Origin of the sequence: Arcobacter sp. F2176 (assembly GCF_004116465.1) — a bacterium.
Lineage (GTDB): Bacteria > Campylobacterota > Campylobacteria > Campylobacterales > Arcobacteraceae > Arcobacter > Arcobacter siniprincipis.
Genome location: NZ_PDJV01000012.1, coordinates 1 through 15,798, shown reverse-complemented (window position 1 = coordinate 15,798; position 15,798 = coordinate 1). Strand labels below are relative to the sequence as shown.

Below are 15,798 nucleotides of genomic sequence, written 5' to 3'. Positions count from 1 at the left end.
TTTATCTAATTTTAAAACTTAATAGTGCAAAAAGATTTGCCATAAAAGCTATAATCCAAAATCTTACTATTATCTTATTCTCTTTCCATCCTTTATGCTCAAAGTGATGATGAATAGGAGCCATTAAAAAAACTCTTTTTTTTCTTAATTTAAATGAACCAACTTGTAATATTACAGATACTGTTTCTACTACAAAAATAAGGCCAATAAACAAAAGTAATATTTCACTTTTCCCTACAATTGCCATATATCCCATAAAACCACCTAAAGGTAAAGAACCACTATCTCCCATAAATACTTCAGCAGGATGAGAGTTGAACCAAAGAAAAGCGATCAATGCTCCTATTATAGAAGAGCCTAATATTGCTAATTCTCCTGCTAATTTTATATTTGGTACAAGTAAATATGCACTAAAAATTGCATGTCCAGAAATATATACTATGATTGATAAAGTAAAAAATGAAATAATTGAAGGGACAGTTGCTAATCCATCAAGTCCATCAGTCAAATTTACAGCATTAGAGGTGGAAACAATTACTAACATCCAAAAAACTATTGAATAAATTCCCATATCAAAAAGAGGTAACTTATAAAAAGGAATATATAGTTCTGTAGTATGAGCATAATAGTAAAGTGTAGCTGATACTAAAAAAGCACAAATAAACTGCAATATAAGTTTAGCCCTAGCACTAAGTCCTGCTGAGTTTTTTTGTTTGAAAATTTTTGATAAATCATCTTGCATTCCAATTAAACAAAATAATACAAGTGTCAAAAGTCCACCTACAACATAAAAGTTATTAAGTTTCACTGTTAATAAAGTAGCAATTAAAGTTGAAAAAACAAATACAACTCCACCCATAGTAGGAGTCCCACATTTTATTTGATGAGATTCAGGTGCATACTCATATATAGGCTGATTAGCCTTTTTATTTTTTGCCCATTTAATAAATCTTGGCATTAAATACATAGTTAACAAAAATGCAATTAAAAAGGCCATTCCCGCACGAACTGAAATATATTGAAAGATATTAATATCAAGATGTCTATAGAACCAGTAAAACAAATTTAAACCTTCGTTTAGATATAATCTCCGGATTATAATATATTAATAATTTTAAAAGGTTTAAATAATGACAAATAAAACAATTCTAATCATAACAGATGGTATTGGTCATAATAATTCATCAGATTTTAATGCCCTAAAAAATGCAAATACTCCAACTTATGATTATCTATTTAAAAATCTACCCTACTCTTTAATCCACACTTATGGAACTCATGTTGGTTTACCAGATGGACAAATGGGAAATAGTGAAGTAGGACACATGAGTATAGGAAGTGGAAGAGTTTTATATCAAGATTTAGTAAAAATTAATTTAGCAATAAAAAATGATACACTAAAAGATAATGAACTTTTAAACTCTACTATTAAAAAATCAAACAATATTCATCTTTTAGGATTAATTAGTGATGGTGGTGTTCACTCTCATATTAATCATATAATAGCATTCGCCAAGCTTTCTAAAAATCTAGGGAAAAAAGTATTTATTCATATAATAACGGATGGTAGAGATGTTGCTCCTAATTGTGCTAAGAAATATATAAAAAGCATAGAAAATATTTGTGATGACGATATATCTATTGCTACTATTTGTGGAAGATATTATGCAATGGATAGGGATAATAGATGGGACAGAATAAAAAAAGCATATGATGCCATTGCTTTAGGTATTCCAAAAACAAATGAAGATATAAATAAATATATTGATGATTCATATAATAATGATGTTTTAGATGAATTTATTGTTCCTGTATCTTTAAACAATTACAATGGATTTGAAGAAAATGATGGAGTTATTTTTTGTAACTTTAGAAGTGATAGAATGAGAGAAATGTCAAATGCAATAGCAAATAAAAACTTTTCCCAATTTCCAAGAGTAGAAAAAAGTCTTAACATCGTAACAATAACTGAGTATGACAAGAACTTTCCTCTTCCTGTTCTTTTTCCAAAAGAGACTCCTAAAAATACCTTAGCCGAAGTTATTTCTAATAATGGTCTTAAACAACTTCATACTGCTGAAACTGAAAAATATGCTCATGTGACTTTTTTCTTTAATGGTGGATTAGAAGAACCTTACTTAAATGAAACTAGAGTATTGATTCCATCTCCCGATGTTGCTACTTATGATTTAAAACCACAAATGAGTGCACCTGAAGTTGGAATAGAAGTTAGACGAGCTATGGATGAAGAGTATGATTTTGTTGTTGTAAACTTTGCTAACGGGGATATGGTAGGACATACTGGTATTTATGAAGCAGGGATAAAAGCTGTTGAAGCTGTTGATTTAGAACTTGGAAAAATAATAGAAAAAGCAAAAGAGAGAAATTATAATATTGTTTTAACCTCAGACCATGGTAATTGTGAAATGATGAGAAATGAGAGTGGTGAAACTTTGACAAATCATACAGTGGGAGATGTTTACTGCTTTGTAATATCTGATAAAGTAAAAGAGGTAAAAACAGGAAGTTTAAATAATATTGCACCAACAATATTAAAACTAATGAATCTTGATATTCCTCAAGAAATGGATGAAGCTTTAATATAAGCGTATACCTATGTCTATATTTAAAATTAATAAACTTAAAATTAAAAACAATAATCAAGAGTTAGTTAATTTAAGTTTTGAAATAAACAAATCAATGGCACTAATAGGTGAAAGTGGAAGTGGAAAATCACTTACACTAAAAGCTATTTTAAATCTTTTACCATCAAATTTAAAATCTATTATCAATATAGATCCTATTAGTGAACTTAATAAAGAAAACATAGGTTTCATACCTCAAAATCCATTTACATCTTTATCTCCCATGACAAAAATTTCTAATCAATTTTTTTGTAAAGAGATTAAAAAAATAGAAGTATTAAAATTAGTTGGCTTAGATAAATTTGTTTTAAACAGATTTCCAACCCAATTAAGTGGCGGACAACTTCAAAGAGTTGTAATTGCAATTGCAATTAGTCAAAATCCAAGCTTTTTATTACTTGATGAACCAACAACAGCACTTGACACAAAAAATAAAGAGGTAATATTACAACTTTTAGAAAAGTTAATTAAAGAGTTAGATTTAAGAATATTATATGTTACACATGATATCTATTCTATAAAAGATTTGTGTGAAGATATTATAATTTTAAAAAATGGTAAAATAATAGAAAGTGGTAAAACAAAAGATGTTTTATCTAATCCAAAAAATGAATATACTATTGAATTAATAAATTCAAACTTTATAAATAAAAAATTCAGGGAAGCATAATGATAAAATATATTTTAGGAATTATTACAATAATTGGACTATCAGTCGTATCTTGGCTAGTTTATTTATATCTCAACTTAAGATTTGATATTGATAAAATAGTTAATTATAAACCACCTTTGACAACTCAATTTTTTGATAAAAATGGTGAATTAGTAGCCAACATTTTTGAGAAAGAAAACAGACTTTATGTAGATTATGATGATATACCGCCAAGAGTAATTGAGGCATTATTAGCTATAGAAGATACTCAATTCTTCGAACATGGAGGAGTAAACCTTGATGCTATTAGTAGAGCTTTAATTAAAGATATAAAAGCTGGAAAATTAGTTGAGGGAGCTAGTACATTAACACAACAATTAGTCAAAACTGTTTTACTTACTAGAGAAAAAAAACTTATAAGAAAAATCAAAGAAGCCTTACTTTCAATTAGAGTTGAACAAGTATTAACAAAAGAAGAAATTCTGGAACGATATTTCAATCAAGTATATTTTGGCCATGGATACTTTGGTATAAGAACAGCAGCACTTGGATACTTTAAAAAAGAACTTTATCAATTATCATTAAAAGAAATTGCAATATTAGTTGGTCTTCCTAAAGCTCCTAGTTTTTATGACCCAACAAGAAATTTAAAGTTCTCACTTGCAAGAGCAAACCAAGTTGTAAATAGATTAAAAACTCTTGGTTGGATAAATCAAAATGAATACCAAGAAGCTACAGATTCTGTGCCAACTGTTTATAACCAAACCCTAACTAAAAATAAAGCTCCATATATTGTTGATTATGCCTTTAAAGAATTAAGAAAAAATATTCCAAATATAAAAGAAGAAGGATATATAATTAATTTGACTATTGATTTAAAAGCACAAGAAATAGCAAGAGAAGCTTTAAAGCTTTCATATAATAATATTATTAAAAGAGATCAATACTTTAGATCTCAAGCTTTCAAAGGCTTAGAAGTTTATCCTATAAATTTAATAGAAGAACAAGAAGCATTTACAAAAACTTTAAATGGTGGACTAATCACAATTGAAAATAATACTGGGAAAATTCTAAGTTTAGTAGGTGGTGTTAATTATAGAGAGTCTTCATTTAACAGAGTTATACAAAGTCAAAGACAACCAGGAAGTGCTGTAAAACCATTTATTTATCAACAAGCTTTAGATTTAGGGTACTCACCTGCAAGTCTTATAGCAGATATTTCAAGAACATATGAATTTGATGATGAAGAAACAAAAAAAGCTAACACAGAAAATCCTGATGCAAATGAAGCAGATGATCAAGTAACAGAAGAAACAGATGAAGATACAAGTAAAAAAAGATGGCAACCTAAGAATTATGAAGAAGATTATAAAGGATTAATTACTTTAAGAGAAGCATTAGTTCACTCACGAAATCTTGCCACAATTAATTTAGTAAATGATATAGGCATTGATGTTATTTATAAAGGATTAAAGACATATGGATTTAATGATTTACCATTTGACTTATCAATTACATTAGGAAGTTTTGGGGTTTCTCCAATGGAATTTTCCCAAACCTACTCTATGTTTTCAAATAATGGGATTCAAGTAAAACCCTATATTGTTAGTTCTATTACTAATCGATACAAACAAACTGTAAATTTTGAACCAGAAGAAAAATTTGTAACAACACCTGAACAAGCTTATTTAATGACAACAATATTAGAAGATGTTGTAAATAAAGGGACAGGAAGAATGGCAAATGTTGAGGGAATTGAGATTGCTGGGAAAACGGGAACTTCAAATAACAATATCGATGCATGGTTTTGTGGATATACTCCTACTTTACAAACAATTGTTTGGTTTGGAAATGATGACAATAAACCTATGAGAAGAAGTGAAACAGGAGGAAGAGCAGCAGGACCAGCTTTTGCATATTTTTATAAAAACTACTTGAAACTTCACCCTGAAATTAAAAGAAACTTTTCACAACCAGATAATGTTAAAACTACTACATTAAATGGACAAAAAGAGTACTATACAGAAACTTCAAAACTTCCATTAAATAAATCAAGACTTCTTGAAAAAGATCAAGTTCAATTTTAAAAACTAGGCATAAAAAAAGCTTGGCTAAAAAGCCAAGCTTTTAAAAACTTATTCTTGTTATTAACAAGAATAAGTACTCATGAATTCAAACGCAGTAGGTCTAGCTTCATCAGGCCAAACTTGAGTTTCAAATTTATAGTGTTGGTATGTATCTATCATATCTTGAGTAAATACAGGTTTTAAGAAATCATTATCTCTAATTAATGCTTCTAAAGAACCTCTTAATGTATGAGGCATTTGAGGAATTTTTCTCTCTCTAATTTCATCTAAAGGCATTTCAAATAAATCTTCATCCATTGGACCAATTGGTTCAACTTTATTAGCAATACCATCAAGTCCAGCCATTAACATAGCTGCAAATCCTAAATAAGGACAAGAAGTAGAATCTGGAAATCTCATTTCAATTCTAGTAGCTTTTTCACCTGCTCCATAAGGAACTCTACAAGAAGCTGATCTATTTTGAGAAGAGTAAGTTAAGATTGAAGGAGCTTCAAATCCTGGAATTAATCTTTTGTAAGAGTTAGTTGATGGGTTAGTAAATGCAGCAACTGCTCTAGCATGTTTAAAAATTCCACCAACATAATGTCTAGCTGTTTCAGAAAGATTTCCATACTCACCCTCTTTGTAGAATAAGTTTTTACCCTCTTTCCAAATTGATTGATGAACATGCATACCATTTCCATTATCACCGTAAAGTGGTTTTGGCATAAAAGTACAAGTTTTACCATTTAAGTGTGCAACCATTTTACAAACATATTTATATTTTTGAACATTATCCGCAGCTTCAATTAAGTCACCAAAAACAATACCAATTTCACCTTGTGCTTGAGCAACTTCATGATGTCCTAAAATAACTTCTAAACCAACTTGTTCTAAAACTAGCATCATTTCAGCTCTTAAATCAACCATTGAATCTGTTGGTTGAACTGGAAAGTATCCACCTTTAGTTCTTGGTCTATGTCCTGTATTTCCACCTTCAATATCTCTTGAATCTGCCCAACAACCCTCTTCTGAATCAACTCTAAAATAAGACTCATTAATACTATCTATAATTTTTACATCATCAAAAATAAAGAATTCATTTTCAGGTCCAAAATAAGCAACATCACCAACACCAGACTCACTTAAATGAGTTAATGCTTTTTTAGCAATTGATCTTGGACATTTTTCGTACATTTCACCTTTATAAATATCATAAACATCACAAATTACAATAATTGTTGAATCTGCTGTAAAAGGATCTAAAAATGCTGTTGCAACATCTGGTTTTAATAGCATATCTGATTTATTAATTGGTTGCCATGCATCAACTGATGAACCATCAAATGGTAAACCATTTGTTAAATTACCTTCATTTACCGCACTCATCATATAAGTTACATGATGCCACATACCTTTCATGTCTGTAAATCTAAAATCTACAAATTTTACTTCATTTTCTTCACAATATTTAAAAAACTCTTCAGTATTGTTAACAAATTTACCCATACATAATCTCCTGATATTTTAATTTATCATATCTTATCAAAATTAAGTTTATAAATTACCAAATTTTTGTATAAAAAATAAACATTTATTATATTATTTAAAAGATATTTTATAATTCATCTGGTTAAAAACTAACCAGCATTCTTTCTCTCTTCTCATATGTTGCCACTTTAGTAAAACCAAAAGATTTTACATAACTTATTACTTCTTCATACTTAAAACCTATTTGATCAACACTATGTGCATCAGAACTAAGTGTTATAGGAATATCAAGTTCATAAACCAATTCTAAAATATCTTTTGAAGGATAAATTTCTTTTATTGGTTTTCTTAATCCCGCTGCATTTACTTCTATTGCCATATTAGATTTCTTTATCTCTTTAAGAGCATCTTTTGCTATTGTTTTTATATCTTTTTTAGGTAGATACTTAAAAATCTTTATTAAATCAATGTGCCCTACAATATCAAAATACTTTGATTTTGCAAGAGCTTGAACTGTATCAAAATAATCTTGCCATATTTTATCAATATCATTATTCTCATACTTGCCAATAAATTCTGGGTTATCAAAACCCCAACCATCTAAAAAGTGCACAGAACCAATAAGATAATCAACTTTTGCATTTAAAATTTCATCTAGCATTTTTATATTTTGCATAAAATCAACTTCATATGCCAATAAAATTTTTATTTGCTTTTTATACTTATCTTGTAGTTTTTTAACTTCATTTTCATAATAATCTTTTTGAGAAATATTAAGTCTATATTCCTCATCAAAGTCCATAGGGGCATGTTCAGAAAAGCCAAATTCGTCAATTCCTAATTCAATTGCTTTTTTTACATACTCTTCCATTGTTCCAGTTGCATGGTTACAAAGAGTTGTATGATTATGCAAATCTACTCTCATGCCAATATTCCAGAACCTGCTATTTTAGTACTTCTATCTTGGGCATAAACCCTTTTACCATCCAAAATATCATATTTCCAAATAGGAGCAGATTTTTTAAAATCTTCCACAAAGTCATCTATTAATTCTAAGGCAACTCTTCTTTTAGGAGAACAAACAGCCGCAATATATGAACTCTCATGATTTAAAACATCACCACGACTGTGTGCCATAAGCACAATTGCATTTTGAGAATTTGCCTTATCTTGCCAAGAGTTAAACCAATTATTTAAAATTGGTTCATAAATATCAAAAGACAAACCTTCAATACCATCTTCATCCCTTACAACTCCCACAAAAGTGATAATTGCACCATAATTGGAATTTTTAAACTCTTCGTACCAAGCATTTGTAATATTTTCTACAGGCAAAGCCCCATCAAAAAGTTGTAATTTTCTATCATTATTCATTATTTATTATTCACTTTTCATTAAATTTTTCATCCACCACAAACAGGAGGTAATAAAGATACTTTATCTCCACTACTTAACTCAACATCTTTTGAACTAACCATCATATCATTTACTGCAACAGCACAGTTTTCAAGCCACTTTACCATATCTTGATCATCTTTTAAAAATATACTTAATTCTGATAAATTTTTTATATCTAAATTGAGTGGTTTTTTGTTAATTGGTCCTAAAAATTCTATAGTTACCACTTTAACTCCTTTTTACTAATTTTTAATTATTATATCAAAACTATTTTAAAGGAAAACAAATAAATGATATTTGCAAAAATCGATTATATAAATTTATTACCTTTTCATGTATATTTTAAAAAAAATATTAAACCAGCAAAATTAAAAGCAATTATTAATTCAAAAAAATCATATCCTGCTGATATTAATAAAAAATTTTTAAATAGAAAAGTTGATGCAGCTTTTATTTCTTCAATCAAATCAAAAGGTCAAAAATCACTAGACTTTGGAATAATAGGGAAAAAAGAAATACTTTCTGTTTTATCAATTCCAGGTGATTATAAAGAAGACCATGAATCAAATACTTCAAATTTACTAGCAAAAATTCTACAATGTGAAGGCCAAGTCCTTATTGGAGACAAAGCGTTAAAATATTATGTTAGCCATGATAAAGATGACTTTATAGATTTAGGTAAACTTTGGACAAAAAAACATAATTTGCCATTTGTTTTTGCAAGACTTTGTTATAACAAACATGGAGACTATTTAAAAAAAGTAACTAAAAATTTTAATAAAAGAGCAGTAAAAATTCCTCAGTATATTTTAAAAGAGTATTCACAAAGAACAGGTATCTCGGTAAAAAATATACAATTTTACCTTACAAAACTCGATTATAAAATTGAAAAAAAAGAAAAAAAAGGTTTAAATCTTTTTTTTAAACTTGCAAAAGAAATAAAATAAAGGCAAAAAATGCAAATTATTGATTCAGTTATACTAGGAATAATAGAAGGATTTACAGAATTTTTGCCTATTTCTTCTACAGGACATTTAATTGTTGCAAGTGAATTTTTGGGTTTGGAACAAAGTAATATAAACAAAGCTTACGAAGTTATAATCCAATTTGCAGCAATTTTAGCTGTAATATTAAACTACCCTGATAAATTTTCAATTAAAAAGATTGAGCTATGGAAGAAATTAATTTTGGCATTTATTCCAATTGGTGTGGTAGGTTTTCTATTTTCACACCAAGTAAAAGCTATGTTTTCTATAGAAATTGTTGCCATTATGTTTATAATAGGTGGAATTATATTTTTAATTGTAGAAAAATTTTATGATGAAAAAAAATCTCACATTACAGATGTGGAACAAGTAACTTATAAACAAGCTTTATACATAGGGATTGCACAAATTTTTGCACTGATTCCAGGAACATCAAGAGCGGGTTCTACAATTATTGGAGCTATGTTAGTTGGACTAAATAGGAAAGCTAGTGCTGAGTTCTCTTTTCTTTTAGCTTTTCCTGTTATGTGTGCAACTACTGGGTATGATTTATTAAAACACTATAAAGATTTTACTGATGCTAATTTTATAGTTTTAGCTATTGGTTTTGTTGTAGCTTTTTTTGTGGCTTTTTTAACTATTAAATTGTTTTTAAAATTTTTACAAAACTTTACTTTTGTAGCTTTTGGTATTTATAGAATTATATTTGGTGTAATTTTACTTTTGATTTTCACTTAATATAAAATCTATTATTTTTTTAATTGCATCATTTGAAATCAATGTTGATAGATTTTCAGATATAGATTTTATATCGCTATTAATCGCTTCAAATAAGATGTCTTTATTTAAATCTTTTTCCCTAACTAAAAATGCAAGTTTTTTCTCTTTTAAAAACTTTGCATTTCCATATTGATGATCTTGTGCCGCAAAAGGAAAAGGAACAAAAAGTGTAGGTAAACCATTTGCTACTAACTCCCATAGTGTTGAAGCACCAGATCTACTTATTGCAAAATCTGCTTCTTTCATTTTATCAATTAACTCATTTGTAAAATCAAAAACATCTACATCTAAACCCAATTTTTCATATTCACTTTTAACTCTTGAAAAATCTCTATCACCAGTTTGATGAATAATTTTAATTCCCATATCATCTAAATCTTTTGCAACACTTATTGCAAAACTATTAAGGGCAACTGCACCTTGTGAACCACCTAAAAAGATTATTTTTTTTACTTTTGTTCTTATTCTAGAGTTTAAAAAGAATTCAGCACTTACTGGATAATCTTTTATTTTAGAATTTTCTAAATATGAAGAAAAAACTTCAACTGCAAATTTTGCAGTAAGCTTATTCAATCTACCCATATAAGAGTTTTGTTCATGTATATATAATTTGCAAGAGGGAATTAGTATTGAAGCAAAAGTTGCAGGTGCAGCAGAAAAACCACCTACACTAATCACACTCTTTACATCATTTTTTATAAAATAAACACAACACTTAAATGTTTGAAATAGAATTTGTCCTAGGGCTTTAACTTTTCCAAATAAGCCTTTATTAACTACACCTCTAGTATTTAAGAAATATGCCATCTCTACATTCTTATAATCACTAAACCATTTTTTATCTTGTCCATTTAAAGATCCTATAAAAATAGGCTTATTTTTTCTATTAATAGCTAATTCATCAATAAATGCTTTTGCAACTTTTAAATGACCACCAGTCCCTCCACCAGTGATTACAGTTTTTCCACTCATACTTATTTTCTCTCTTCTTTTGCTAATTTGCTTATTGATAAAATTAAGCCTATGGATATTCCAAGACTAAGCATAGACGAACCACCATAACTCAAAAAAGGCACAGCAATTCCTTTTATAGGAATCATTCCTGATATTCCATATGAATTAATTAAAAAAGCAATAATAATCATTAATCCTAAGCCTAAAGTAAATAGATGATAAATAGGATTTTCTACTCTTTTACTTATTCTAAATATTCTCCAAACAATCACATACATAATAGCACTTACAATAAATAAACCTAGAAAACCAGCTTCTTCTGTGATTCCAGCTAAAATAAAGTCAGTGTGAACTTCTGATAAAAATCCCAATTTTAAATTACCTTGCCCTAAACCTGTACCAAAAAAACCACCATTGTGAATAGCATTTAATGAGTGAGAAACTTGATAAGGCTCAGGTAACTCTTCTATTCTAAGATGGTCATCAGCCCATTTTGGAAGTATTGACAATATTTTATCTTGATTTAATGCCCACCAAGAATATATTCTTTGTACCCTGTGTGGAGCAGCTAAAATTAGAGATACAAATCCTATTACAATTAAAAAGCCTAAAGCTAAAAAGATTTTAAAACTTCTATTTGCAAAAATCAATAAAATAACTAAAATTAAACCTAATAATACAACTTGTCCCAAATCTTTTTGCAAAAAAGCTACTAAAAAAACTACAAGTAAAAAAGCTACAAAATATGGTAATAGTAATATTGTTTCTTCTTTTAAACCCATTTTCTTAGGCTTATCCATAACTCTTCTATGAAATGACCAAGCTAAAAAATAGATAAACCCTATTTTAAAAAACTCAACAGGAGATAAAGAAAGACCAGGAAGTCTAATCCATCTATTTGCTCCTCCAGAACTTGTTACTAAAGAAGCCGGTAAAAATGGCATTGCAATCATCAATATTAAAAAAAGTATAAATAAAAACATTCCTACTTTTCCTATAATAAAATCAGGATTAAAAAATGAGATTCCCCACATTAAAAATATTGATAAAATTCCCACTAATAGCTGTCTTTCAAAGAAGTGATATTGAGAATATTCATAAAATACAACAGTATATACACTCAATGAGTATGAAAAAATTATACTAACAATTACTAATAAAGAGGACAATATAAACAGCAAATAGTCTGGCTGTGAAAAGTTCTGATTTGATTTAAACATTTTTTGGATAAAATTCATTTCACATTATAATCTAATATGGATAAAGATGTCTTCAAAAAACATAAACAAAATTACTAGAATTAAAAAAATTTTTATTATACTTATTTTTATTTTCTTAAGCTTAATACTTCTACTGTCAAATGTCTTCGTTACAATTACGGATAAAAGAAGGCTGCCCAATTTAGAGAGCAGTAAAACAGAACTTGCAATAAGGGGAAATATTTTAAGTGAAGACAATTTTAAAATTGCTTCTTCTTTAAAATTATACAAAGCAACTATAGATACTAGATTTTTAGATATTAAAAAAATTGATTTATTTGTTAAACTTTTTTCAATTTATAGTGATATACCTGAAGCTAAAATTTATGAAAAGATAAGTAACTCACTTAAAAATCCTGGTTCAATTGTTCTTTCATATAACATTGATTCAAAAACTGCAAAAAATCTAAAAGAACTAGGATTTAAACTAAGACATTTAAATGTTTTCAAATCAATAGAAATCAATGATAACAAAATATTAAGGGGGCTAAATATAAATGAAAGTGGAGAAAAGCGATTATACTCATATGATGATACTTTAACTCCTGTTATTGGATATATAAGAAAATATGAAAGTGATAATGGAAAAACAAAAGTAAATGGGATTAAAGGTTTAGAAAAAAGTTATAACAATATATTAAATAATACTAAAGATGGAAAACTAGAAGGCACAAGAGATGTACTTTCATATATTTCTTTTAACAAAAACTCAATTGTACAAAATAGAGTTGATGGTGCAGATTTAATTTTAAATATTCCACTTAGACTTCAAAAAAACCTTGAACTAATGATTGACCAATATAAAACAAAATTAAGTGCAGATGAAATTATTGTTTCAGTAATGGAAAGTGATACAGGTAAAATAAAAGCTTTAGCCTCATCAAATAGATTTAATCCAGGATTAATTAGACAAACTGATATCCCATACTTAGATGTAAGTGCCATTGAATTTTTATTTGAACCAGGTTCAATCATAAAACCTGTTTCTATTTCACTAGTTATGGATAAAAATAGAATCAAAAAAGATGAACTGTTTAACGCATATAATAACGGTAAATTAAACTCAAAAGGTGAATATCCAAGGGGAAAATATAAACTTGGTAGATATATAATTGGGGATGACCATGAATTTACAAAACATTATTTAACTGTTGATGATATATTTATTTATTCTAGTAATATAGGAACTTTACAATTAGCTCAAAGACTAAGTGGAAAAGAGATGTATGAAGGGCTTAAAAGTTTTGGAATAACAGAAAAAACTCAAATAGACTTACCATATGAGAAAGTTGGAGTTATGCCAAGTGTAAGGCAATTTTCAGCTGGTGAAGATAAAGGTGAAGACAATGTCTTTAAAGCAACTATTTCATATGGACAAGGTATGACAGGTACTTTTATGCAAATGATTAAAGCATATTCAGCATTCAATAATAATGGAATAATTGTAACACCAAAGATTGTTCAAAGTTTATCAGTAAATGACAAAAAAGTAAGCTTAGCTGATGATACACAAAAAAGAGTTATATCTAAAAAAACAGCTAATGAAATAAAAAGACTACTTATAAAAACAATAACAAAAGGCACAGGAGTTAATGCTCAAATAGAAGGCATTGAAGTTGGAGGGAAAACAGGAACTGCTCAAATTGCAAGACATGGAAAATATCAAAACATATATATTTCATCTTTTTTTGGTTTTGCAAATGATAAAAATAAAAAATACACTATAGGTGTAACAGTAATAAATCCAATATCAACAGGAAGATATTGGTATTATCATTATGCTTCATGGTCAGCTGTTCCTGTTTTCAAAGAAGTTGTTAATAATCTTATAAAACTTAATTATTTAACTAAGAGTACAGATAACTAAGAAATTTAATCTATTTAATACAGAATATTGATATAATTCCATAAATTTTAAAGGATAAAAATGTTTGGATCAAAAAAAGAGCTAAAAAAATATGATTTACCAAAAGAAGAGTTAGAAAAATTTCAATATGCAAAATTTACAACAGATAAAGGTGTAATTTGGACTAAGTTATTTCCAGAATCAACTCCAATTGCCGTATCAAACTTTGCAACACTTGCAAATGATGGATTTTATAATGGATTAATTTTTCATAGAGTAATTCCTGGATTTATGGCACAAGGTGGATGTCCAGATGGTTCTGGAATGGGAGGACCAGGTTGGTCAATTCCTTGTGAAACAGATGCATCTAATCATGTTCACAAAAGAGGAACATTATCAATGGCACACGCAGGGCGAAATACTGGGGGAAGTCAATTCTTTATTTGTTTTGTTCCTTGTCCACATTTAGATGGTGGGCATACAGTTTTTGGCGGAATTGAAGAAAATGATTCTGAAAGTTTCCAAACATTAGATTCGATTAATCAAAAAGATAAAATTGTTTCAATTAAAATTTTACCATCAAAAGATGATAACTAATATAATATTATTTATTCATCTACTCTCCGCCACCGCATGGGTTGGTGGAGGATTATTACTTTTTGGTATGGGCATATATTTTAAAGATAAAAAAACACAAAATATAATTTACTCTCATATAGGGCCGTTTTATGGTTATTTTCAATTAATTTGGATAAGCCTACTTTTAATAACTGGATTTCTTTTATTAAATCAACATAATCTTTATTCCATAATACTTGATGAATCATTCAGAAACTCTCAATTTGGGATATTATTATATAGAAAGATTTTCATAGTCTTTTTAGTAGTTCTTGCAACAGCAATCCATATGTACATTTCATTAAAAGCACATGGAAGACAAAGAACTAAAAAAGAAAAAATCATTTCAAGAGCATCTTCTATGTTTATTTTTTTATTTAACTTCTCTATTATTTGGTATGCTATAAATATTTCTCAATATTTTATTTAAAAAAGGCGAATTATGTATAATCCAATTTCATGTGAGTTTTTTGATCAACTAGATATAGCAATACAAAGAAAAATACCATCTACTATTGTTTACTTTAATCAAGAAGATATATTAACGGTAAAAGGATTGGTTAACGCATTAGTAGTAATTAAAGGGAAAGAGTATTTACTCTTAAATAATAAACAAAAAATAAGACTCGATTTAATTGTTTCATTTAATGGTAAAAAATATATAGAAATTTAACATATCTAAAACTAGGAAAAGAACAAAGTGGTGCTCACAGTGGGAATCGAACCTACAACCTCTTGCTTACCATGCAATTGCTCTACCGTTGGAGCTATGCGAGCTATAATAATGAATAATTATGCCTGACCGAAGGGAATAAATCCTGCTACAGGTAATAGTGAATATTGAATAATATTGACACCTGAGAGTAAAGAATAAATTCTAGTTAAGGGAATAATATTATAATATTCAGTAAAAAAAGGGCTAAAAAAAAGCTCAGTGCTAAAAAGACTAAAAAGTCTAAATAGAACTAAGCTTTAAAAAAACTCAAGAGTTGGCGACGACTTACGTTTCCACAAGGGGACCCTGCAGTATTATCAGCGATGAAGTGCTTGACTTCCGGGTTCGGAATGGAGCCGGGTATTTCCACTTCTCAATAATCACCAAC

At 28.3% G+C, this 15,798-nt stretch carries 16 protein-coding genes, 1 tRNA gene and 1 rRNA gene; 9 read left to right on the top strand and 9 right to left on the bottom strand.

The genetic code is table 11. The features are described from left to right. Window position 1 precedes the first annotated feature (1 nt). The gene (gene mraY, locus CRU95_RS11405) at window positions 2-1,063 is read right to left on the bottom strand and encodes a phospho-N-acetylmuramoyl-pentapeptide-transferase (RefSeq protein WP_129101252.1); all 1,062 of its coding nucleotides are present in this window, start codon (window positions 1,061-1,063) and stop codon (window positions 2-4) included. Window positions 1,064-1,130: 67 nt separating this feature from the next. Here mraY and gpmI point away from each other — a divergent pair, with 67 nt between their 5' ends. The 3 genes from gpmI to CRU95_RS11390 are packed head-to-tail and all read left to right on the top strand — an operon-like array spanning window position 1,131 to window position 5,384. Beyond that, complete coding sequence (gpmI, locus tag CRU95_RS11400; protein WP_129101251.1) at window positions 1,131-2,606, top strand: 2,3-bisphosphoglycerate-independent phosphoglycerate mutase; 1,476 nt, start codon at window positions 1,131-1,133, stop codon at window positions 2,604-2,606. A gap of 10 nt (window positions 2,607-2,616) precedes the next feature. Continuing rightward, complete coding sequence (locus CRU95_RS11395) at window positions 2,617-3,315, top strand: ATP-binding cassette domain-containing protein (RefSeq protein WP_258238693.1); 699 nt, start codon at window positions 2,617-2,619, stop codon at window positions 3,313-3,315. Then, on the top strand, window positions 3,315-5,384 hold the full coding sequence (locus tag CRU95_RS11390; protein WP_129101250.1) for a penicillin-binding protein 1A: 2,070 nt from the start codon (window positions 3,315-3,317) through the stop codon (window positions 5,382-5,384). Before CRU95_RS11395 ends, CRU95_RS11390 begins: the two co-directional genes overlap by 1 nt. A gap of 60 nt (window positions 5,385-5,444) precedes the next feature. Here CRU95_RS11390 and glnA read toward each other — a convergent pair whose 3' ends face one another. From glnA to CRU95_RS11370, 4 genes are all read right to left on the bottom strand, one after another. After that, entirely contained in the window at window positions 5,445-6,872 is a 1,428-nt protein-coding gene (gene glnA / locus CRU95_RS11385; RefSeq protein ID WP_129101249.1) for a type I glutamate--ammonia ligase, read from the bottom strand. A gap of 124 nt (window positions 6,873-6,996) precedes the next feature. Continuing rightward, window positions 6,997-7,779, bottom strand: a complete 783-nt coding sequence (gene hisJ, locus CRU95_RS11380; protein ID WP_129101248.1) for a histidinol-phosphatase HisJ — start codon at window positions 7,777-7,779, stop codon at window positions 6,997-6,999. Then, window positions 7,776-8,228, bottom strand: a complete 453-nt coding sequence (locus CRU95_RS11375) for a molybdenum cofactor biosynthesis protein MoaE (protein WP_129101247.1) — start codon at window positions 8,226-8,228, stop codon at window positions 7,776-7,778. Before CRU95_RS11375 ends, hisJ begins: the two co-directional genes overlap by 4 nt. A 29-nt stretch (window positions 8,229-8,257) precedes the next feature. Beyond that, window positions 8,258-8,479, bottom strand: coding sequence for a MoaD/ThiS family protein (locus tag CRU95_RS11370; RefSeq protein ID WP_129101246.1), 222 nt, complete (start codon window positions 8,477-8,479; stop codon window positions 8,258-8,260). A 63-nt stretch (window positions 8,480-8,542) separates the two neighbouring features. Between CRU95_RS11370 and CRU95_RS11365 the strand changes: the two genes are divergently transcribed. Together CRU95_RS11365 and CRU95_RS11360 are read left to right on the top strand one after the other, a co-directional pair. After that, the gene (locus CRU95_RS11365; RefSeq protein ID WP_129101245.1) at window positions 8,543-9,199 is read left to right on the top strand and encodes an MqnA/MqnD/SBP family protein; all 657 of its coding nucleotides are present in this window, start codon (window positions 8,543-8,545) and stop codon (window positions 9,197-9,199) included. A 9-nt stretch (window positions 9,200-9,208) separates the two neighbouring features. Further along, window positions 9,209-9,976 carry an undecaprenyl-diphosphate phosphatase gene (locus CRU95_RS11360; RefSeq protein WP_129101244.1) on the top strand — a complete coding sequence of 256 codons (768 nt, stop codon included), beginning with the start codon at window positions 9,209-9,211 and terminating at the stop codon, window positions 9,974-9,976. Here the strand turns inward: CRU95_RS11360 and CRU95_RS11355 are convergent. Together CRU95_RS11355 and CRU95_RS11350 are read right to left on the bottom strand one after the other, a co-directional pair. Then, complete coding sequence (locus tag CRU95_RS11355) at window positions 9,956-10,990, bottom strand: UDP-N-acetylglucosamine--N-acetylmuramyl-(pentapeptide) pyrophosphoryl-undecaprenol N-acetylglucosamine transferase (protein WP_129101243.1); 1,035 nt, start codon at window positions 10,988-10,990, stop codon at window positions 9,956-9,958. The two genes, CRU95_RS11360 and CRU95_RS11355, sit on opposite strands and share 21 nt — an antisense overlap. Window positions 10,991-10,992: 2 nt before the next feature. Beyond that, window positions 10,993-12,210, bottom strand: coding sequence for an FtsW/RodA/SpoVE family cell cycle protein (locus CRU95_RS11350; RefSeq protein ID WP_129101242.1), 1,218 nt, complete (start codon window positions 12,208-12,210; stop codon window positions 10,993-10,995). Window positions 12,211-12,238: 28 nt separating this feature from the next. On the opposite strand from CRU95_RS11350, the gene CRU95_RS11345 reads away from it, so the two are divergent. Genes CRU95_RS11345 through CRU95_RS11330 form a run of 4 tightly spaced genes read left to right on the top strand, consistent with a single transcriptional unit; the run spans window position 12,239 to window position 15,368 of the window. Further along, on the top strand, window positions 12,239-14,098 hold the full coding sequence (locus tag CRU95_RS11345) for a penicillin-binding protein 2 (RefSeq protein ID WP_129101241.1): 1,860 nt from the start codon (window positions 12,239-12,241) through the stop codon (window positions 14,096-14,098). A 60-nt stretch (window positions 14,099-14,158) separates the two neighbouring features. Then, window positions 14,159-14,674, top strand: coding sequence for a peptidylprolyl isomerase (locus CRU95_RS11340; protein WP_129101240.1), 516 nt, complete (start codon window positions 14,159-14,161; stop codon window positions 14,672-14,674). Beyond that, window positions 14,664-15,125: a hypothetical protein gene (locus CRU95_RS11335; RefSeq protein WP_164969775.1), complete on the top strand. Its 462-nt coding sequence runs from the start codon at window positions 14,664-14,666 to the stop codon at window positions 15,123-15,125. The genes CRU95_RS11340 and CRU95_RS11335 overlap by 11 nt, the downstream gene beginning before the upstream one ends. 12 nt (window positions 15,126-15,137) lie before the next feature. Then, the gene (locus CRU95_RS11330) at window positions 15,138-15,368 is read left to right on the top strand and encodes a transcriptional antiterminator Rof (RefSeq protein WP_129101238.1); all 231 of its coding nucleotides are present in this window, start codon (window positions 15,138-15,140) and stop codon (window positions 15,366-15,368) included. A gap of 28 nt (window positions 15,369-15,396) precedes the next feature. On the opposite strand, the gene CRU95_RS11325 is transcribed toward CRU95_RS11330, so the two are convergent. Next, window positions 15,397-15,472 (bottom strand) — tRNA-Thr (locus tag CRU95_RS11325). Window positions 15,473-15,682: 210 nt separating this feature from the next. Next, a 5S ribosomal RNA gene (gene rrf, locus CRU95_RS11320) occupies window positions 15,683-15,798 on the bottom strand.

Excerpts from the sequence above, each read along its gene's own strand:
- CRU95_RS11340 (WP_129101240.1), top strand. The coding sequence starts at position 14,159 with ATGTTTGGATCAAAAAAAGAGCTAAAAAAATATGATTTACCAAAAGAA.
- CRU95_RS11365 (WP_129101245.1), top strand. The coding sequence starts at position 8,543 with ATGATATTTGCAAAAATCGATTATATAAATTTATTACCTTTTCATGTA.
- CRU95_RS11345 (WP_129101241.1), top strand. The coding sequence starts at position 12,239 with ATGTCTTCAAAAAACATAAACAAAATTACTAGAATTAAAAAAATTTTT.
- gpmI (WP_129101251.1), top strand. The coding sequence starts at position 1,131 with ATGACAAATAAAACAATTCTAATCATAACAGATGGTATTGGTCATAAT.
- CRU95_RS11355 (WP_129101243.1), bottom strand. The coding sequence starts at position 10,990 with ATGAGTGGAAAAACTGTAATCACTGGTGGAGGGACTGGTGGTCATTTA.
- CRU95_RS11375 (WP_129101247.1), bottom strand. The coding sequence starts at position 8,228 with ATGAATAATGATAGAAAATTACAACTTTTTGATGGGGCTTTGCCTGTA.
- hisJ (WP_129101248.1), bottom strand. The coding sequence starts at position 7,779 with ATGAGAGTAGATTTGCATAATCATACAACTCTTTGTAACCATGCAACT.
- CRU95_RS11335 (WP_164969775.1), top strand. The coding sequence starts at position 14,664 with ATGATAACTAATATAATATTATTTATTCATCTACTCTCCGCCACCGCA.
- CRU95_RS11330 (WP_129101238.1), top strand. The coding sequence starts at position 15,138 with ATGTATAATCCAATTTCATGTGAGTTTTTTGATCAACTAGATATAGCA.
- CRU95_RS11390 (WP_129101250.1), top strand. The coding sequence starts at position 3,315 with ATGATAAAATATATTTTAGGAATTATTACAATAATTGGACTATCAGTC.
- glnA (WP_129101249.1), bottom strand. The coding sequence starts at position 6,872 with ATGGGTAAATTTGTTAACAATACTGAAGAGTTTTTTAAATATTGTGAA.
- CRU95_RS11360 (WP_129101244.1), top strand. The coding sequence starts at position 9,209 with ATGCAAATTATTGATTCAGTTATACTAGGAATAATAGAAGGATTTACA.
- CRU95_RS11350 (WP_129101242.1), bottom strand. The coding sequence starts at position 12,210 with ATGAATTTTATCCAAAAAATGTTTAAATCAAATCAGAACTTTTCACAG.
- CRU95_RS11395 (WP_258238693.1), top strand. The coding sequence starts at position 2,617 with ATGTCTATATTTAAAATTAATAAACTTAAAATTAAAAACAATAATCAA.